The organism is Geomicrobium halophilum, assembly GCF_014207655.1.
GTDB lineage: Bacteria > Bacillota > Bacilli > Bacillales > Marinococcaceae > Geomicrobium > Geomicrobium halophilum.
The window spans coordinates 321,546-335,823 of sequence record NZ_JACHHJ010000004.1 but is presented as its reverse complement, the minus strand read 5'-3'; the positions used below and the strand labels follow the sequence as shown (position 1 = coordinate 335,823).

12 protein-coding genes are annotated in these 14,278 nt (G+C 45.2%); 3 read left to right on the top strand and 9 right to left on the bottom strand.

What is annotated here, in order from left to right:
* Positions 1-107: 107 nt before the first annotated feature.
* From HNR44_RS14380 to HNR44_RS14370, 3 genes are read right to left on the bottom strand one after another with little or no spacing between them, the layout of a single operon-like run.
* A complete protein-coding gene (locus tag HNR44_RS14380; protein WP_184405011.1) occupies positions 108-1,289 on the bottom strand; it encodes an acetyl-CoA C-acetyltransferase in 1,182 nt (393 codons plus the stop codon).
* Entirely contained in the window at positions 1,283-1,951 is a 669-nt protein-coding gene (locus HNR44_RS14375) for a 3-oxoacid CoA-transferase subunit B (protein WP_184405010.1), read from the bottom strand. The genes HNR44_RS14380 and HNR44_RS14375 overlap by 7 nt, the downstream gene beginning before the upstream one ends.
* Before the next feature lie 27 nt (positions 1,952-1,978).
* Entirely contained in the window at positions 1,979-2,674 is a 696-nt protein-coding gene (locus tag HNR44_RS14370) for a CoA transferase subunit A (protein ID WP_184405009.1), read from the bottom strand.
* A 163-nt stretch (positions 2,675-2,837) separates the two neighbouring features.
* Here HNR44_RS14370 and HNR44_RS14365 point away from each other — a divergent pair, with 163 nt between their 5' ends.
* A complete protein-coding gene (locus tag HNR44_RS14365) occupies positions 2,838-3,752 on the top strand; it encodes a LysR family transcriptional regulator (protein ID WP_184405008.1) in 915 nt (304 codons plus the stop codon).
* Positions 3,753-3,798: 46 nt separating this feature from the next.
* On the opposite strand, the gene HNR44_RS14360 is transcribed toward HNR44_RS14365, so the two are convergent.
* The 6 genes from HNR44_RS14360 to HNR44_RS14335 form a co-directional block, all read right to left on the bottom strand.
* On the bottom strand, positions 3,799-4,887 hold the full coding sequence (locus HNR44_RS14360; RefSeq protein WP_184405007.1) for a Ger(x)C family spore germination protein: 1,089 nt from the start codon (positions 4,885-4,887) through the stop codon (positions 3,799-3,801).
* Entirely contained in the window at positions 4,884-5,945 is a 1,062-nt protein-coding gene (locus HNR44_RS14355) for a GerAB/ArcD/ProY family transporter (RefSeq protein ID WP_184405006.1), read from the bottom strand. The genes HNR44_RS14360 and HNR44_RS14355 overlap by 4 nt, the downstream gene beginning before the upstream one ends.
* 11 nt (positions 5,946-5,956) lie before the next feature.
* A complete protein-coding gene (locus HNR44_RS14350) occupies positions 5,957-7,450 on the bottom strand; it encodes a spore germination protein (RefSeq protein ID WP_184405005.1) in 1,494 nt (497 codons plus the stop codon).
* A 610-nt stretch (positions 7,451-8,060) separates the two neighbouring features.
* Positions 8,061-8,450: a hypothetical protein gene (locus HNR44_RS17705; RefSeq protein ID WP_246407463.1), complete on the bottom strand. Its 390-nt coding sequence runs from the start codon at positions 8,448-8,450 to the stop codon at positions 8,061-8,063.
* A 359-nt stretch (positions 8,451-8,809) separates the two neighbouring features.
* Complete coding sequence (mgtE, locus tag HNR44_RS14340; RefSeq protein WP_184405004.1) at positions 8,810-10,171, bottom strand: magnesium transporter; 1,362 nt, start codon at positions 10,169-10,171, stop codon at positions 8,810-8,812.
* A 228-nt stretch (positions 10,172-10,399) separates the two neighbouring features.
* Complete coding sequence (locus HNR44_RS14335) at positions 10,400-11,362, bottom strand: siderophore ABC transporter substrate-binding protein (RefSeq protein WP_184405003.1); 963 nt, start codon at positions 11,360-11,362, stop codon at positions 10,400-10,402.
* A 230-nt stretch (positions 11,363-11,592) separates the two neighbouring features.
* Between HNR44_RS14335 and HNR44_RS14330 the strand changes: the two genes are divergently transcribed.
* Positions 11,593-12,738, top strand: a complete 1,146-nt coding sequence (locus tag HNR44_RS14330; protein ID WP_184405002.1) for a stage II sporulation protein P — start codon at positions 11,593-11,595, stop codon at positions 12,736-12,738.
* Between the two features lie 385 nt (positions 12,739-13,123).
* On the top strand, positions 13,124-14,212 hold the full coding sequence (locus tag HNR44_RS14325; RefSeq protein WP_184405001.1) for an NADH:flavin oxidoreductase/NADH oxidase: 1,089 nt from the start codon (positions 13,124-13,126) through the stop codon (positions 14,210-14,212).
* The last annotated feature ends 66 nt before the right edge of the window (positions 14,213-14,278 follow it).

The window sequence follows — 14,278 nt, the reverse complement described above, 5'->3', positions numbered from 1 at the left end:
TTTCCACAGGAATAGATTATAAATATTCAGTAAAATACAAGTACCATACTGATGGTAGATCAATTCCATCAGTATGGTGCAGGTATCTTACTATAATACAAAATACTTTACCTCTCTAGTATGGTTGCTACTCCTTGTCCGCCACCAATACATAGGGTGGCAAGGCCTGTTGTACTTTTTTGGCGCTGCATTTCATGGAGCAAAGTAACAAGGACACGGGTTCCGCTAGCTCCAATAGGGTGGCCTAATGCAATGGCGCCCCCGTTCACATTCAGGCGGTCGCTTGAGAGGTTTAAGTCATGCTGGACGGCCAGAGATTGAGCTGCGAAGGCTTCGTTCACTTCCAGGAGATCTACATCTTCAATCAACATGCCAGCCTTTTCCAATGCTTGGTTGACTGCAGGCACAGGACCGATCCCCATGATACTTGGTGGTACCGCAGCGCTGGCATTGGCACGAAGGCGCGCCAGGGGTGTTATGCCCAGTTCTTTTGCTTTTCGTTCACTCATGACGATGATCGCGGAGGCGCCATCATTGATTCCGGAAGCATTACCAGCCGTTACGCTTCCTTCTTTACGAAACGCTGGTTTCAGCTTGCTTAGTTTTTCGACGGTGGTACTGCCGCGAATGTGTTCATCTTCGTTGACAGTGATAGCTTCTCCTTTTCTCTGGGGTACTTGGACGGGGGTGATTTCTTCAGCAAACCGTCCATTCTCTTGGGCATGGGATGCCTTTTGTTGGCTCCAGGCAGCAAATTCGTCTTGTTCTTTTCGTGAAAAGCCATATTGCTCATTCACGTTCTCAGCCGTGACTCCCATATGAGTATTTTCCCATGCACATGAGAGCCCGTCATGAATCATGCTGTCGATCAGTTTCTGATCGCCCATTCCAGCCCCTTCTCGGGCATGCATATTCAAATAGGGAGCTTGGCTCATATTTTCCATGCCGCCGGCGAGGACAATATCAGCATCACCGGTTTGGATAGCTTGAGTGGCAAGGTGAACAGCTTTCAGCCCCGATCCGCATACTTTGTTAATGGTCATTGCAGGCACTGTTTCTGGAAGGCCAGCATTCATCGCAGCCGTCCGCGCTGGATTTTGCCCTAATCCTGCTTGGAGAACATTTCCCATAATGACTTCATCCACTTGTTCGGGACCTATGCCAGCCCTTTCAAGCGCGGAACGAATCGCAGCCGTACCAAGATCAAGGGCGGATACATTTTGAAAAGCTCCGCGAAAACTTCCAATCGGTGTTCGAACGGCTCCCGTTAACACAACATGCTCTACCATGAAAAGGAGCCCTCCTTCTCAAGGAGCTTTTCATCGACGGTAAACGTAGCTTCTGTCTTTTCTTGAATACTGGCAAGATCATAACCCTCTAAGATTTCCGTGAGAACCATGCCTTTTTCTGTAAAATCAAACACAGCCATGTCAGTAATCAAACGATCCACCACCTTCTCTCCCGTTAATGGCAATTCGCAGGCGGTACGAATTTTAGATTCTCCGTGCTTATTGACATGATTCATGATAATCACGACTTTTTGCGCCCCTTGGACGATATCCATCGCACCTCCCATGCCTTTGACCATTTTCCCTGGGATCATCCAGTTGGCTAGATCCCCTTTCTCAGATACTTCCATCCCGCCAAGAATGGCAAGGTCAATGTGTCCTCCTCGAATCATGGCAAAAGACTCAGCATTATCGAAAAATGAGGCCCCAGTCTTCGCCGTAACGGTTTCCTTGCCGGCATTGATCAAATCAGGATCTTCTTCGCCTGAAATCGGGTAGGGACCAATCCCCAACATCCCATTTTCAGAGTGGAGAAAAACGTGTTTGGATGCCGGGATCTTATCCGCAATCATGGTCGGCATGCCGATCCCTAGATTTACGGTCATTTCTTCTTCGATTTCTTGAACGGCACGATTGATAATGATTTCACGATCGTTGCTCATGGTTCCATTCCTCCTCGTTGTGTTGAATTACGCTTCACGGACGGTTCGTTTTTCAATTCTTTTTTCGTACGTTTCGCCTTGCAATAGATCCTGAACATAAAGACTCGGTGTATGAATGGTATCAGGGTCTAATCGCCCGATGTCGACTAGCTCTTCAACTTCGGCTATGGTATGCTTGCCGGCAGTGGCAGCTAGCGGGTTAAAGTTGCGGGATGTTTTTCGATAAACAAGGTTGCCGTAGGAATCGCCATGCCAAGCTTTCACGAGTGATACGTCCCCTGTAATCGCTTCTTCTAATATACAAGTGGTTCCGTTAAAATCCTTGTGCTCTTTTCCTTCTGCGATAGGGGTGCCTACACCTGTGGGCGTATAAAAGCCGCGAATGCCGGCCCCACCTGCACGTATCCGCTCGGCAAGTGTTCCTTGCGGGACTAATTCGACTTCCAGTTCTCCATTTAAATATTGCTCTTCAAATACTTTATTCTCACCTACGTAAGAAGCAATCATCTTACTGATTTGGTGGTTTTGCAGTAAAAGTCCCAAGCCCCAATCCGCAAGTCCGCAGTTATTGCTGACAATGGTAAGATCCTTGGTTCCTTGCTCTGCCAGCGCCAGGATAGCATTCTCTGGGATTCCGCAAAGGCCAAATCCCCCTACGATTACGGTGTCACCGTCTTTGATGTTACTGAGGCTATCTTCAAACGATGTTCTCACTTTCGTCATTGGTGATAAGCTCCTTTTTATGAAAATTGATATTGCACAAGAAGTCAGGCAACATCTTTTGTTCGCTTACAATTGGTATATCATTCACTGTACTAAAAACGCTTTCATTAGTAAAATAGATAAATATAATAAATGTATTCTTTAATTGAATAGGTGGGTCATCATGGAGATCAAACAATTGCGCTTTTTTTTAGAAGTGTATAAACAGAAAAGTTTTTCGAAGGCAAGTGAAACGCTGCACATTTCTCAGCCAACACTTAGCAAAGTGATCCATCAGCTTGAGGAAGAATTAGGCATCCGCTTGTTCGATCGCTCGACGCGTCATTTGCAGGTGACAGAGGAAGGGGAAATGATGCGAACGCATGCCCATAAGGTAATGCGGGAGGTGGAAGATATGCAGAAAGCGGCAAACGATATAAGATTAAGAAAAAAGGGGAGTTTTCATTTTGGTCTCCCTCCGGTTATAGGTTCTAGTTTTTTTCCTAACGTTATTGCGGACTTTATCAAGCGTTATCCTGAAGTGGACATGCATATTGTCGAAGAAGGGGCGAAGGTGATGGAACAGTCTCTTTTAGAAGGAAACATTGATGTGGGGGTGGGGATTTTGCCTGTTGACCATGAGCAGTTTGAAGTTCTTCCCATCGTTGAGAAGAAACTTCAGCTCGTAGTGTCTTCAAGTCATGCTTTAGCAAAGCGTGAGCGTGTGGAGATGCGAGAGTTGAAAAATGAACATTTTCTTCTGTTCCTTAAAGGGTTTTCTCTTTATGACAGAGTACGGGACGCCTGTATTCAAGCGGGCTTCGAACCCAACATTATCAATGAAAGTACCCAATGGGATTTTCTTATAAAGATGGCAAAGGAAAACCTTGGGATTACCTTCTTGCCGGAAACTGTCTTTGCAGAAGCGGACCTTTCGGGTACATCTGTTATAGATATTGAGAACCCACAAATTCTATGGAGTCTAGCTATCATTTGGCGCAAAGATAGCTACCAATCACACGCAGCTAAAGAATGGGTGCAATTCGTTAAAAAAACGTTTGCAGATCAGGGTCCAACATGGGCCCCTAACAAAACGTAACTTACGAGAAGCTCCATCTACATCTTTTTCTAATCAGGAGGGTTTGCTATTCAACGGCCCCTGTATTTTCAATCGTGAAATCTACATTTACCTCAACATCTAAATCCGTATACTCCTCTTCTTCCCACTGCTGGATGTCGAGTCCCCTTACGTTCTGTCCCACTCGTTCGCCGATGCCGATGGTGTCAATTTCGTTCTCTTGTAAAAAGTGGATGATCTCTTCCAGTTCGGTCTGAAGCTGTTGGGCAGCGATCGTTTCCAGTTGTTGAATGTTTTCCGTTTGGGAGACATCGATATTTTGTGTTTCTCGAAGAACGCCTTCGATTTCGACGTCCACTTGAACGTGGATGCCATCGTTCTCTTGTTTGATCGTCCAATCCGGATAGGTGGAGAGGTGATGAAAACCGACACTCTTATCCTCGTTAAGGTCGATATTGACCGTCCCTTCCTCGGTATCTTCAATGAGCATCCTAAATATATGGGCCTGCTCTAAGTCCATCTCCTCGATATACTTGTCTCCCTTGAATAGGGCAGTCCCGATGATCACCACATGGTCACCTTGTTTCTTCAAAAGAGGCAAATGAGGGTCGGCCCCCTCCGCATAGTAAAGGTACAGAAAGTCATGGAAATTCGCTTGAGGGATCTGCTCATCCTTGTTAAGTTCGATCAAATCCAGTAAATATCTGTAGACCGTCGATGCTAACGGATAATCCCCCTCTAGGATCTCCTTCGTGGTTCCCTTGGTGACAGCAACCTTCATATCTTGTTCAATCATGGGGTTTCGTTGAATCGTGTCAAAAATGGGAAAGACCCCTTCTTCGGCTGCCAACTCTTCATGAAATAAATGCACACGGCTCCGACTCGTGTCCATGTATCGGGACGATTTTGCTTGAAATTTAGAATAGAGATCTTCAAGGTCATCTCTTGGAACGTTCAGAGTTGCGTTTTCAGGGGAAGCATCCTCGGCAGGCATATAGATGGTGGTGACACCGGTGGCTTGTGTCTCTCCATCTATAAGGTCATACCCCATCGCCTGTATAAACTGGATATCCTCAATCAGCTGTGGCTGAGCACTGCAGCCGGTAAAAACAAGGAGAAGAGAAAGGAAAGTGATCATACGCATGGCCCTGTTCATTGACGGCGCCTCCTTTTAGTAATCATCGTTTGGATGAGAAATAAGAGGGGAAGATAGACGAAAATCGTAAAAAATCCCAAACTTGACGTAAAGGATGAAATGGCTTCGATCTCCCACTGGTCGGTAAATAAGAATGCACACCCGAAAATCAGAGGTGATAGCCCCCATACCGCATGGCGTTGGGAGATTTTGAGCGTCTGTTTAGCAACACGACTTGCAGCCCACAGCCCTAGAGCCATATTCGGCAGTAGGAGGATAATCCATATGGACATTCCGAAATATTCCATCCTCCAAAAAGACAGGGTTGGCCATGTAATGACGGCTAGATGGTTTTCATGAAAATAAAGAACGGGGAGGATAAAACCAATCAAATATGTAATCATACTGAAGGTCACCCCGAGTTGCGCCCATTTATGGGAGCGCGGGGCTTCTCTGATAAAGGGATAAGCCATTAACAAGATCTCAAATCCTAAATATTGAAACGTCATCAATCCTATAGCCGACCATAGGTCCAGGAAAGAATGATCCCAGACCGGAAACAAACTCCTAAATTGCATTTGTCCATAAGGAAAGCGGCTAAGAAAAAAGATTGGGAGCCCCATAAGAACCGCCAGTACGCTTATCCCAACGATCGTACGAAGGCCTGACATCGTGAATAAATAGGCCAGGAACAGGAGTACAAAGAAAAGTACCCCGTTTGCGACTTCAGGAAAGAGCCAGGTGCGAAGAATTTCTGTATAGCCAATAAGGAGTGTAAGTACGAATAAACTGTAATACAAGATCCAATAAAGGCTGACAAATGTCCCCAGCCCTTTTCCAAATACTCCTTTTTGAACATCGACAATGGTTTGGTACTGGTTTAGCATCTTGTACAAGATCCAAATAACGACATGAACCATCAATGCCGAGAGAATAATGGCTATCCAGCCATCATGGCCGACAATCGAGACGATGGTTCGTTGAAATGTGAAAATACCCACGCCGATTTGCATCACGGTCACGACAAAAAACGCAAAAAATGGGGAGAGCTGTTTCGTCAACATTGATCTTGCTTGCATACCCATGCTCCTTATTCCTCGATATCCCTTGGGGGATGTTTCTTGGCTTTGACATCAAATCGCTTCGTTTTTTGCGGTCGAAGCACGCCCGGTCTTCTTTGTAGTTTTTGAATCGGGAACTTGGCGATCGTATCTTTTAAGCCGCTGACCCGTAACGGATAGAGGGGGGCCAGGTAAGGATGGCCTAACGAGGTCAGCGTAAATAAATGATGGAGGTAAATGACCGAACAGGCAGCGATCCCAAATAAACCAAGCCACTGGGCAAACACGATAAAGGGAAAACGGATCAAACGAATCGTATTCCCCATGGAATAGACAGGTGTTGTAAAAGAGGCAAGTGCCGTAATTCCAATCGTAATTAACAGTATACTGCTGGCTAGAGAGGCTTCAACGACGGCAGTTCCGATGACAATACCTCCGACAATCCCAATCGTTTGCCCGATACGGCTTGGAAGTCTGGCCCCGGCTTCTCGGAGGAGTTCGACGGTGATTTCTAAGATTATTACTTCGACAATCGAGGGATACGGAACTTCCGATCTGGAAGCCACCATCGTTTCTAACAACGGATCTGGAACTAATTCATGATGGAATGAAGTTATAGCCACATAAAAGGCTGTGGCATGGACAGAGAACAACAGCGCAACGATCCGAATGAGCCGAATCGCCATGCTTATGGGCCAGAGAAAGTAGTGTTCCTCAGGGGATGAAAAGAATGTCATGAAGTTGGACGGACCAACCACCGTTTGGGGGGAGCCATCCACAGTAAACGCGACTTTTCCTTCTGCTAAGCCTGATGTTACCCTCTCAGGTCGTTCGGTGCTCAATAATTGCGGAAACTGGGAATTTGGGTTGTCCGTGATTAATTGAACAACCTGAGAACTATCAACGATTTCATCGTAGTCTGCATCGTGAATACGCTGCCTCAACGTTTGCACGAGTTGTGGGTCGGTGATACCTTCAATATACAGAATGGCCACCCTGCTTTGACTTAAGCGTCCGACTTTGGTTTCCTCGATAACTAGCTCAGAAATAGGGAGGCGTTTGCGAATCAGGTTCAGGTTGACATCAAGCGACTCAATAAAGGCTTCCTTGGGGCCGGAAACGGTGAATTCATTTTCAGGGATATCCACCGACCGTTGCTCATTCTTCTCAGCAGGAAGACTGAGAACTTCTTGATCTTGGCCTTTCACTTGAATGATGATGTGGCCGCGCATTAAGTCATCTTCGATATCCGTAACATTACTTATGATTTTGGCTTTTTCAATGGGAATCGTCCGTTTGAGATCTACGAGTGTCCTCATCTCTTTTTTCTTCGTGTGAGTAAGCACTTCATCATGGACGAGGTGTTCTTCCACCAAGGGCTCTACGTAATGAAGACAAAATGGGCTTCGATCAGATACCCGAAAGGACATAAAGTCCGTGGATTGTTGACAGGCTTCAAGGAGATTCTGCAAGGATCCTTTCTTCCCGTGGTTGATCTTCTTCTTTTCAAACCTCTTAAACATACGGCGTTCACCTTCTTGAAGTGTGTGTTCAAAAAGGAGGACAAAAAGAGCCGAGAAGTTTTAGAAAATGTTCGCTTATCGCCAAAATGACGACTCTAAATTTTCTTATGCTTTGGAGTGCAAGGAAGCCCGTCTCGAGCATCCTGCTTGTACCACGAAAGCATTCACTTCTCACAAAGGAAAAGGGGTTTCTTTTCCGAGGGTACATTTTTAGTACGTGTGACGCGCCGGAGGCGCTAGTGCCAGCGTTGTCACTGAATGTGAAAACGTTGGTCGCCTTTACCCCGCAAGCTGACGCAAAAATTCGACGGCTCTAGAATCCTCTTCCTCGATTTATCCTCGCATGATGAAAAAGTGATTTTCTTTTTCGAGGAGGTTTTCCCGGACTTTTTGAACACCCTCTTGAAGCATCTATAGAGTTACCATTTGCCAATAAATAAAATATTATTCCTAGGGAGGGAAACCCAATCATAAAACACCTGATCATCGATGATTTGAGGTGAATTCGGGACTTGTAAACCATCAACACAAAAAAACGAACCATGGAATTTTTAAAGGATCCATGGTTCGGGTTACCGTACAAAACGTAGTAATGTAATAGTGGAGGTTTCTAATAGCACTGAAATGCATCAATAAGTCCCGTATCAATGCCAAAATAAACCCAGGAAAATCCAGTCCATCGAAAGCCTGCGACTGATGTTCGACCGACAAAAATTGGGTAGAACCAAAATTGTTGTTGATTCGTTAACCAGACATACGTGAAGCGAAATAAACAACCTCTAATTGCCCCTGGGTCAACAGCAAAGGTCCCAATTTGTTGGGTTTCAGGCGGCCTAGGTGGAATAAATCCAGGGGGTGAAGCAGTCGGAGGGCTGGTTTGTGGTGATGAACCGGGTCCTCCACCTGTTGGCGGCGGCCCAGGAGGACTAAACCATCCACCTAGAAACCCACCGAACGGCCCGTTCTGTTGACGGTTGACACGGCCAAAATACTGAGACATAAAGTGATCTCCTTTCAACACGTCTATGAGATGAGTAAAGTTCATATCACTTTATTCAGCAGCTGGTATAGGCGTTACTCCCCTATGAGCTAACGGCACGGGGCTTATCCCAAAAATATGTGCGCCTGTGAAAACACTTTCGCCGAATTCCATAGCCTTCGCGCCGAATAATCGTGCCGAGCGCTGAATTCTCTGTTGCATCCGCCGAAAAACGAAGGATTGCGCCGAAATATTGAATATGCCCGCCGAAAAGGAGGTAAGAAGCCCCGAATGCACGATTGATCGAGGAGATCAACTGAACCGGTGGTGAACCCGCGCTCCTTCTCTCGCGAGAGGATACCAATGCCTTGGATTTTTCTTTATAGATATTGAAGCAGTGATGTTGCAATCGTAAAGTAAATGAGCAAGCCAATAATATCGTTAAGTGTCGTGATGAAGGGACCTGATGCTACTGCGGGATCAATGTTTAATTTGTTAATGATAAGGGGGAATATGGCTCCAATAAGTGCTGCTACGCTTAAAGTAAGAAAAAGTGAAGTAGCTACAATAACAGCAAGTATGAGGTTACCGTAAAAAATACGAATGATTCCGATCAGTACAATGGCAGAAATGATTCCTAGTAATATTCCGATACCCAGCTCTCGCTTTAGCAACTGAATGACACCTTTTCGTTCCACAGAACCAGTCGCCAAGCTTCGTACGGCAACAGCTAATGATTGGGTGCCTGTGTTGCCGGCAGAGTCCATAATTAATGGAATGAAGGCAGATAATAACGCAACAGCTTCCAGGGTTTCCTCAAATTGACCAATGACGTTTGCGGTTATTAAACCTAAAAACATAAGTAATACAATCCAAGGAGCCCGTTTTTTCGCTGCTTGAACAGCTGTTACATTTACGTCAGTAGCCCCGCGGGAAGCAGAGAGTTCTCCTACGTCCTCAGTGGCTTCTTCTTCAAGAATATCAATCACGTCATCCACCGTAATAATGCCAACGAGTACGTCATTATGGGTAAGAACAGGAATCGCTAACAAATCATATTCAGAAATAAGATGGGCTGCGTCTTCTTGATCTGTCGTTACAGAGGTAGATATGACTTTTTTTCCCATAACCTTTTCAATGGTTTTCTCCGGTGAGCTGGTGATTAACTCACGAAGAGAAACCACACCTACCAGATGACCAGCTGCATCGGTCACATATATGTAATAAATGGTCTCTGCATTTGGTGTTTCACGCCGTAACCGCTCGATAACTTCCTGTATCGTTTGGTCACTACGCACCGAAATAAACTCTTTGGTCATCACAGCGCCAGCTGTTTCTTCTGGGTAAGAGAGCAATTCTCTTACATCAGCGGACCCTTGTTCCTCTAATGCTGCTAAGATTGATGCCTGCCTTTCTCCCGACAAACTGCCTAAGAAATCAGCGACATCATCTGAGTACATTTCATCAAGAACTTTTGCTAAATATTCCTCCTCTAGTTCTCGGGCTGCCCAACCCTGTTCCATGTTGTCAAGCCCCTGAAAAATCTCAGCGAACTCTTGAGGGGTTATATACTCATAAACAAGTGTTCTTTCTTGTTCATTTAAGCTTAAGAAAACGAATCTTTGATCCGTTGAATGCAACTCTAAAAATTGTAACCGAAATGCGATGCGCTCTTGTTGTTTTAAAAGATCGATGATTTCTTCGGTAAGCCACCTACGATTATGGGCATTTAGCTTTTTCATTTTTTCCTCCTCAACCATCGTCTGTTCATCTCTAGTAAAGGTGTAGGAACATCAGTAGTGTTTGTTATTTTCCGTTTTCTATTCGACGGTTCCATATGTTCCTCACCTTTACATATAAAAAACACCTCCACGAATGAAGGTGTTTCAATCATTATCAAAAACCTGGAGGTTCCATTGCGGCGATAGAATCCATCTAGGAACCTCACTTATATGATGGAATCATTATTTTCAGGACTCTTCAAAACCTTCATCAATCTCTGCGATCATTTCTTTCATCGACTCTAAACCGCCATCGCTCAAGTACCAATAATCACCGCTTAACTCGATCACATTATCATTTTCAACAGCATTGGTACGTTCTACGAGTTCATTATTGGTGACGAAGTCTAGAGCCGCGCTCTCCCCAATCGCTGCTGCACGGTCCATGACGAACAAATAATCCGGGTCGGTTTCTGCAATGTATTCAAAGGACACGGTTTGGCCGTGATTTTCAGCGGAAATGTCAGGATCCGCGGGTGTCACCCCGAGTTCGTCATGGATGATTCCAAAACGGGAGCCTGGTCCATACGCGCTGGCCTCTCCTTCATCTGCCGATAGGATTAAGCCCGTTTCATCCGATTGGTTCGCCTGTTCTTCGACATCAGCGATCATGGATTGAATGTCTTCTAGATGACTGTTTACTTCGTCTTCGGCGGCAAAGATTTCACCGAGGGTTTCCATGTTCTCTTCGAAAATTTCCATATAGTTCTCTTCATCTCTGCCCAAAAAGACGGTTGGTGCGATTTCACTTAATTCATCATAGTGGTCAGATGCCCGGCCGGAAATGAAAATCACATCTGGCTGCATTTCATTAATCCGTTCAAAATTAGGCTCAAAAAGGCTTCCGACATCTTCGTACTCTTCACTTTCAAACTCTGATAAATACTCTGGGACATTATTAGCTTTTGGAATACCACTAATATTTCCATCTAAAGCTCGAATCGAATCTGTGACCCCAAAATCAAAAGAGACGACAGATTCCGGTTCTACAGGTACGGTCGTTTCACCTAAATCGTGATCAACGACCACTTCTTCTTCGGAGCTTTGTTCCTCATTCTCATTCCCCGTTGTTTCATTCGCTTCACCCCCGCCGCATGCAGCTAGTGCTGTCACTGAAAGGCCGCCAATGACCCCAAATATTTGTTTTCGCATCTTCTATACGCTCCTTTTCTAGAGGTTTTTGTCTTGATATGTACCTCTCGTAAATGATTACTTGAACGACAATGAAAATCATTATCAATTAAGCTCGTAATGATTATATACGATTACGATTCTTTGGTCAATGTTCTATAAGAAAATGATTTTATGAAATGGTGGACGAAAGGGTGATTCTATGAAAAGAGATTCCTTCATATAGTAATAGCGTAAGGAGGGACATGCCCTTGCGCAAAGCAAAAACGCAAGCACACGTTTTTTCTATTTCAAAGCATCATGTTCAATCAATTTCTATGGCTATTGTAGCTTTTATCGTCATGACCTTTCTTATTGTTACAATGTTGACGACGGCGGGCAATCATAGTCGATTTTCCTCATCGGCGCTCCATGATTGGACAGCGCAAATGCAGAGCGAGTGGTTCATCCATATACTTGGGAATGAGAACCGTTACTACCTGGATGGATTGGAGGACTCGTCTACGCCTAATTTGGGGACAGCCGTACTTGAGCTTGCGACGAATATGAATGTTGAAGATCCGCGTACCTTTCTAGGGAGGGAGCTTCCTGGTTTTTCAGCTTTTGACGATACGATTGCCGTTGCCGGGGAAGGTACGGACTTTACGACGATGTCGATGGAATCTGCGCCGCCTCCTGAAGTACAGCAGGAACAGGGGAATACTACCGCCGGGAATGATGGTGAAGATAGCGAACAAAGGGAAACGACGGCTGCTGTGGATGACGAAGACCCCCTCATTCATATTTCACATGCCCATAACCGTGAATCTTTTTATCCGGAAATTGACGAAGATGAACCTTTTCATCCTGAAACAAACATTGTAAAAGTCGGAGAATATTTAGCTGATAATTTCCGTGATTATGGGCTACCGGTCGAAGTTTCTGCTGATGATATCCAACATATGTTGAATGAGAGAGATTTACCTTATCATCAATCCTACGAGGTGGCACGAGAGGTCGTCGTTGAAAATATGGAGGAAAACGATGAACTTGAGTTTTTCTTCGATTTACATCGGGATTCAGTGTCTGCAGAACACACGACAGCTACGATCAATGAGGAAACCTATGCTCGAACCTTCTTTGTTGTTGGCGAGGATCACCCAGATTATGAAAAAAACCTCGCAATGGCTGAAGAGATTCACGAACGTCTGGAAGATGAATGGCCTGGGTTAAGCCGAGGAGTCATCATTCGGGGAGGTTCAGGGACGAATGGAATCTTTAATCAAGACCTTTCACCAAACTCAATGCTGATTGAATTCGGAGGTGTCGACAACACCTTTGAGGAATTGTACCGAAGTGCCGACGCCATGGCCGAAGTCTTACAAGAATATATTTATGAGGAGATTGAGGAAGAATGATTTTAATAGAAATCTGGCGGTGAAGGAAACGATTAAAACTTCTCATAAAGAATAGTATGATGCACACACCGTTCAACCTTCGAGCGGTGTGTTCTTGTCGTCAGAGTTATGAAGTTTGGGGAGGCGAATCCACGTTCGCCGAATTTCTTTACCGCAGCGTCGAATCATCATGTTGTACGCCGAATTCCCCGTAGCTTCCGCTGAATGGTTAAACCCAACTGTCTTTGATGAAAAGAAGCCTGTGAGCCATAGGTTTTCATACGATTTATCAGTGGTAGAGATCCACACGACGAAAGCAGTTTTATTGACGGGAACGTAAATTTGAATTAAGGTATTTGCTGAAATCAAGGAATGGTATTTTATGAATAATAGGGAGGCTTCACCTATGCCGCATCTTTTTTCTCCATTAACGATTAAGGACATTACGTTACGAAACAGAATTGGTGTTTCTCCTATGTGTCAGTATAGTGCAGAGGACGGTTTTCCCAATGATTGGCATCTCGTTCATCTCGGCTCACGTGCTGTGGGCGGTGCGGGACTTGTGATTGCTGAAGCTTCAGCTGTTGAACCGAGAGGGCGAATTTCCCCTGACGATCTAGGCATTTATTCTGAAAAACATATAGAAGCTTACCAACGGGTAACCCGGTTCATCAAAGATCAAGGTGCTGTTCCAGGAATTCAGTTGGCCCACGCTGGCAGGAAAGCATCTACATATGCTCCGTGGAAGCAAAAAGACTACGGGGTCAATGTTTCTGACGATCAAGGTGGATGGGATGTTGTTGGCCCAAGTGCTATTCCTTTTTCTGAACAGCATCGCACACCACAAGAACTCTCCATTGAAGAAATTCAAGAGATCCAGGAAGCGTTTCGCCAGGCGACGGTCAGAACGCGGGAATCAGGATTTCAATGGGTTGAATTCCATGCGGCGCATGGCTATTTAGCACATAGTTTTTATTCGCCTCTCGTCAACGAACGTACAGATCAATATGGAGGGAGTTTTGAAAATCGTATTCGATTCGTGATTGAAACGACTCGGATCATGCGTCAAGAATGGCCGGATCACTTATCATTTACCGTTCGCATATCGAGCTCTGATTGGGTCGAGGGCGGTTGGACGATCGAAGATTCCATCGAGCTCTCCAAACGCTTAAAAGAGGAAGGCGTCGATCTTATTGACTGCAGCGCCGGTGGAAATACTCCGAATCCATCCATTGATGTAGGTCCAGGCTATCAAGTGTCATTCTCCGAACAGATTCGTCATTCAGCAGACATTGCAACAGCTGCTGTAGGATTGATCAACCAAGGGATGCAAGCAGATGATCACATCCGCAACGGGCGTGCAGACATCGTTCTGATGGCAAGGGAAATGTTACGGGACCCATATTTTCCGCTAAAAGCCTCTCATGATGTTCATCAAACCGACAAGTTGGATGTCCCGCCCCAATATGAGCGTGGATGGACAAGGTGGAAGTGAAATCAAATGAAGTAGCTATCCTGAGGGTAGCTATTTTTACGTCGGCCACCTCTATGATGAGAAAAA

Bases quoted from the DNA above. Each gene is read 5' to 3' on its own strand.
- HNR44_RS14360 (WP_184405007.1), bottom strand. From the start codon at position 4,887: ATGAACAGGGCCATGCGTATGATCACTTTCCTTTCTCTTCTCCTTGTT.
- HNR44_RS14375 (WP_184405010.1), bottom strand. From the start codon at position 1,951: ATGAGCAACGATCGTGAAATCATTATCAATCGTGCCGTTCAAGAAATC.
- HNR44_RS14365 (WP_184405008.1), top strand. From the start codon at position 2,838: ATGGAGATCAAACAATTGCGCTTTTTTTTAGAAGTGTATAAACAGAAA.
- HNR44_RS17705 (WP_246407463.1), bottom strand. From the start codon at position 8,450: ATGTCTCAGTATTTTGGCCGTGTCAACCGTCAACAGAACGGGCCGTTC.
- HNR44_RS14380 (WP_184405011.1), bottom strand. From the start codon at position 1,289: ATGGTAGAGCATGTTGTGTTAACGGGAGCCGTTCGAACACCGATTGGA.
- mgtE (WP_184405004.1), bottom strand. From the start codon at position 10,171: ATGAAAAAGCTAAATGCCCATAATCGTAGGTGGCTTACCGAAGAAATC.
- HNR44_RS14325 (WP_184405001.1), top strand. From the start codon at position 13,124: ATGCCGCATCTTTTTTCTCCATTAACGATTAAGGACATTACGTTACGA.
- HNR44_RS14350 (WP_184405005.1), bottom strand. From the start codon at position 7,450: ATGTTTAAGAGGTTTGAAAAGAAGAAGATCAACCACGGGAAGAAAGGA.
- HNR44_RS14335 (WP_184405003.1), bottom strand. From the start codon at position 11,362: ATGCGAAAACAAATATTTGGGGTCATTGGCGGCCTTTCAGTGACAGCA.
- HNR44_RS14370 (WP_184405009.1), bottom strand. From the start codon at position 2,674: ATGACGAAAGTGAGAACATCGTTTGAAGATAGCCTCAGTAACATCAAA.
- HNR44_RS14355 (WP_184405006.1), bottom strand. From the start codon at position 5,945: ATGCAAGCAAGATCAATGTTGACGAAACAGCTCTCCCCATTTTTTGCG.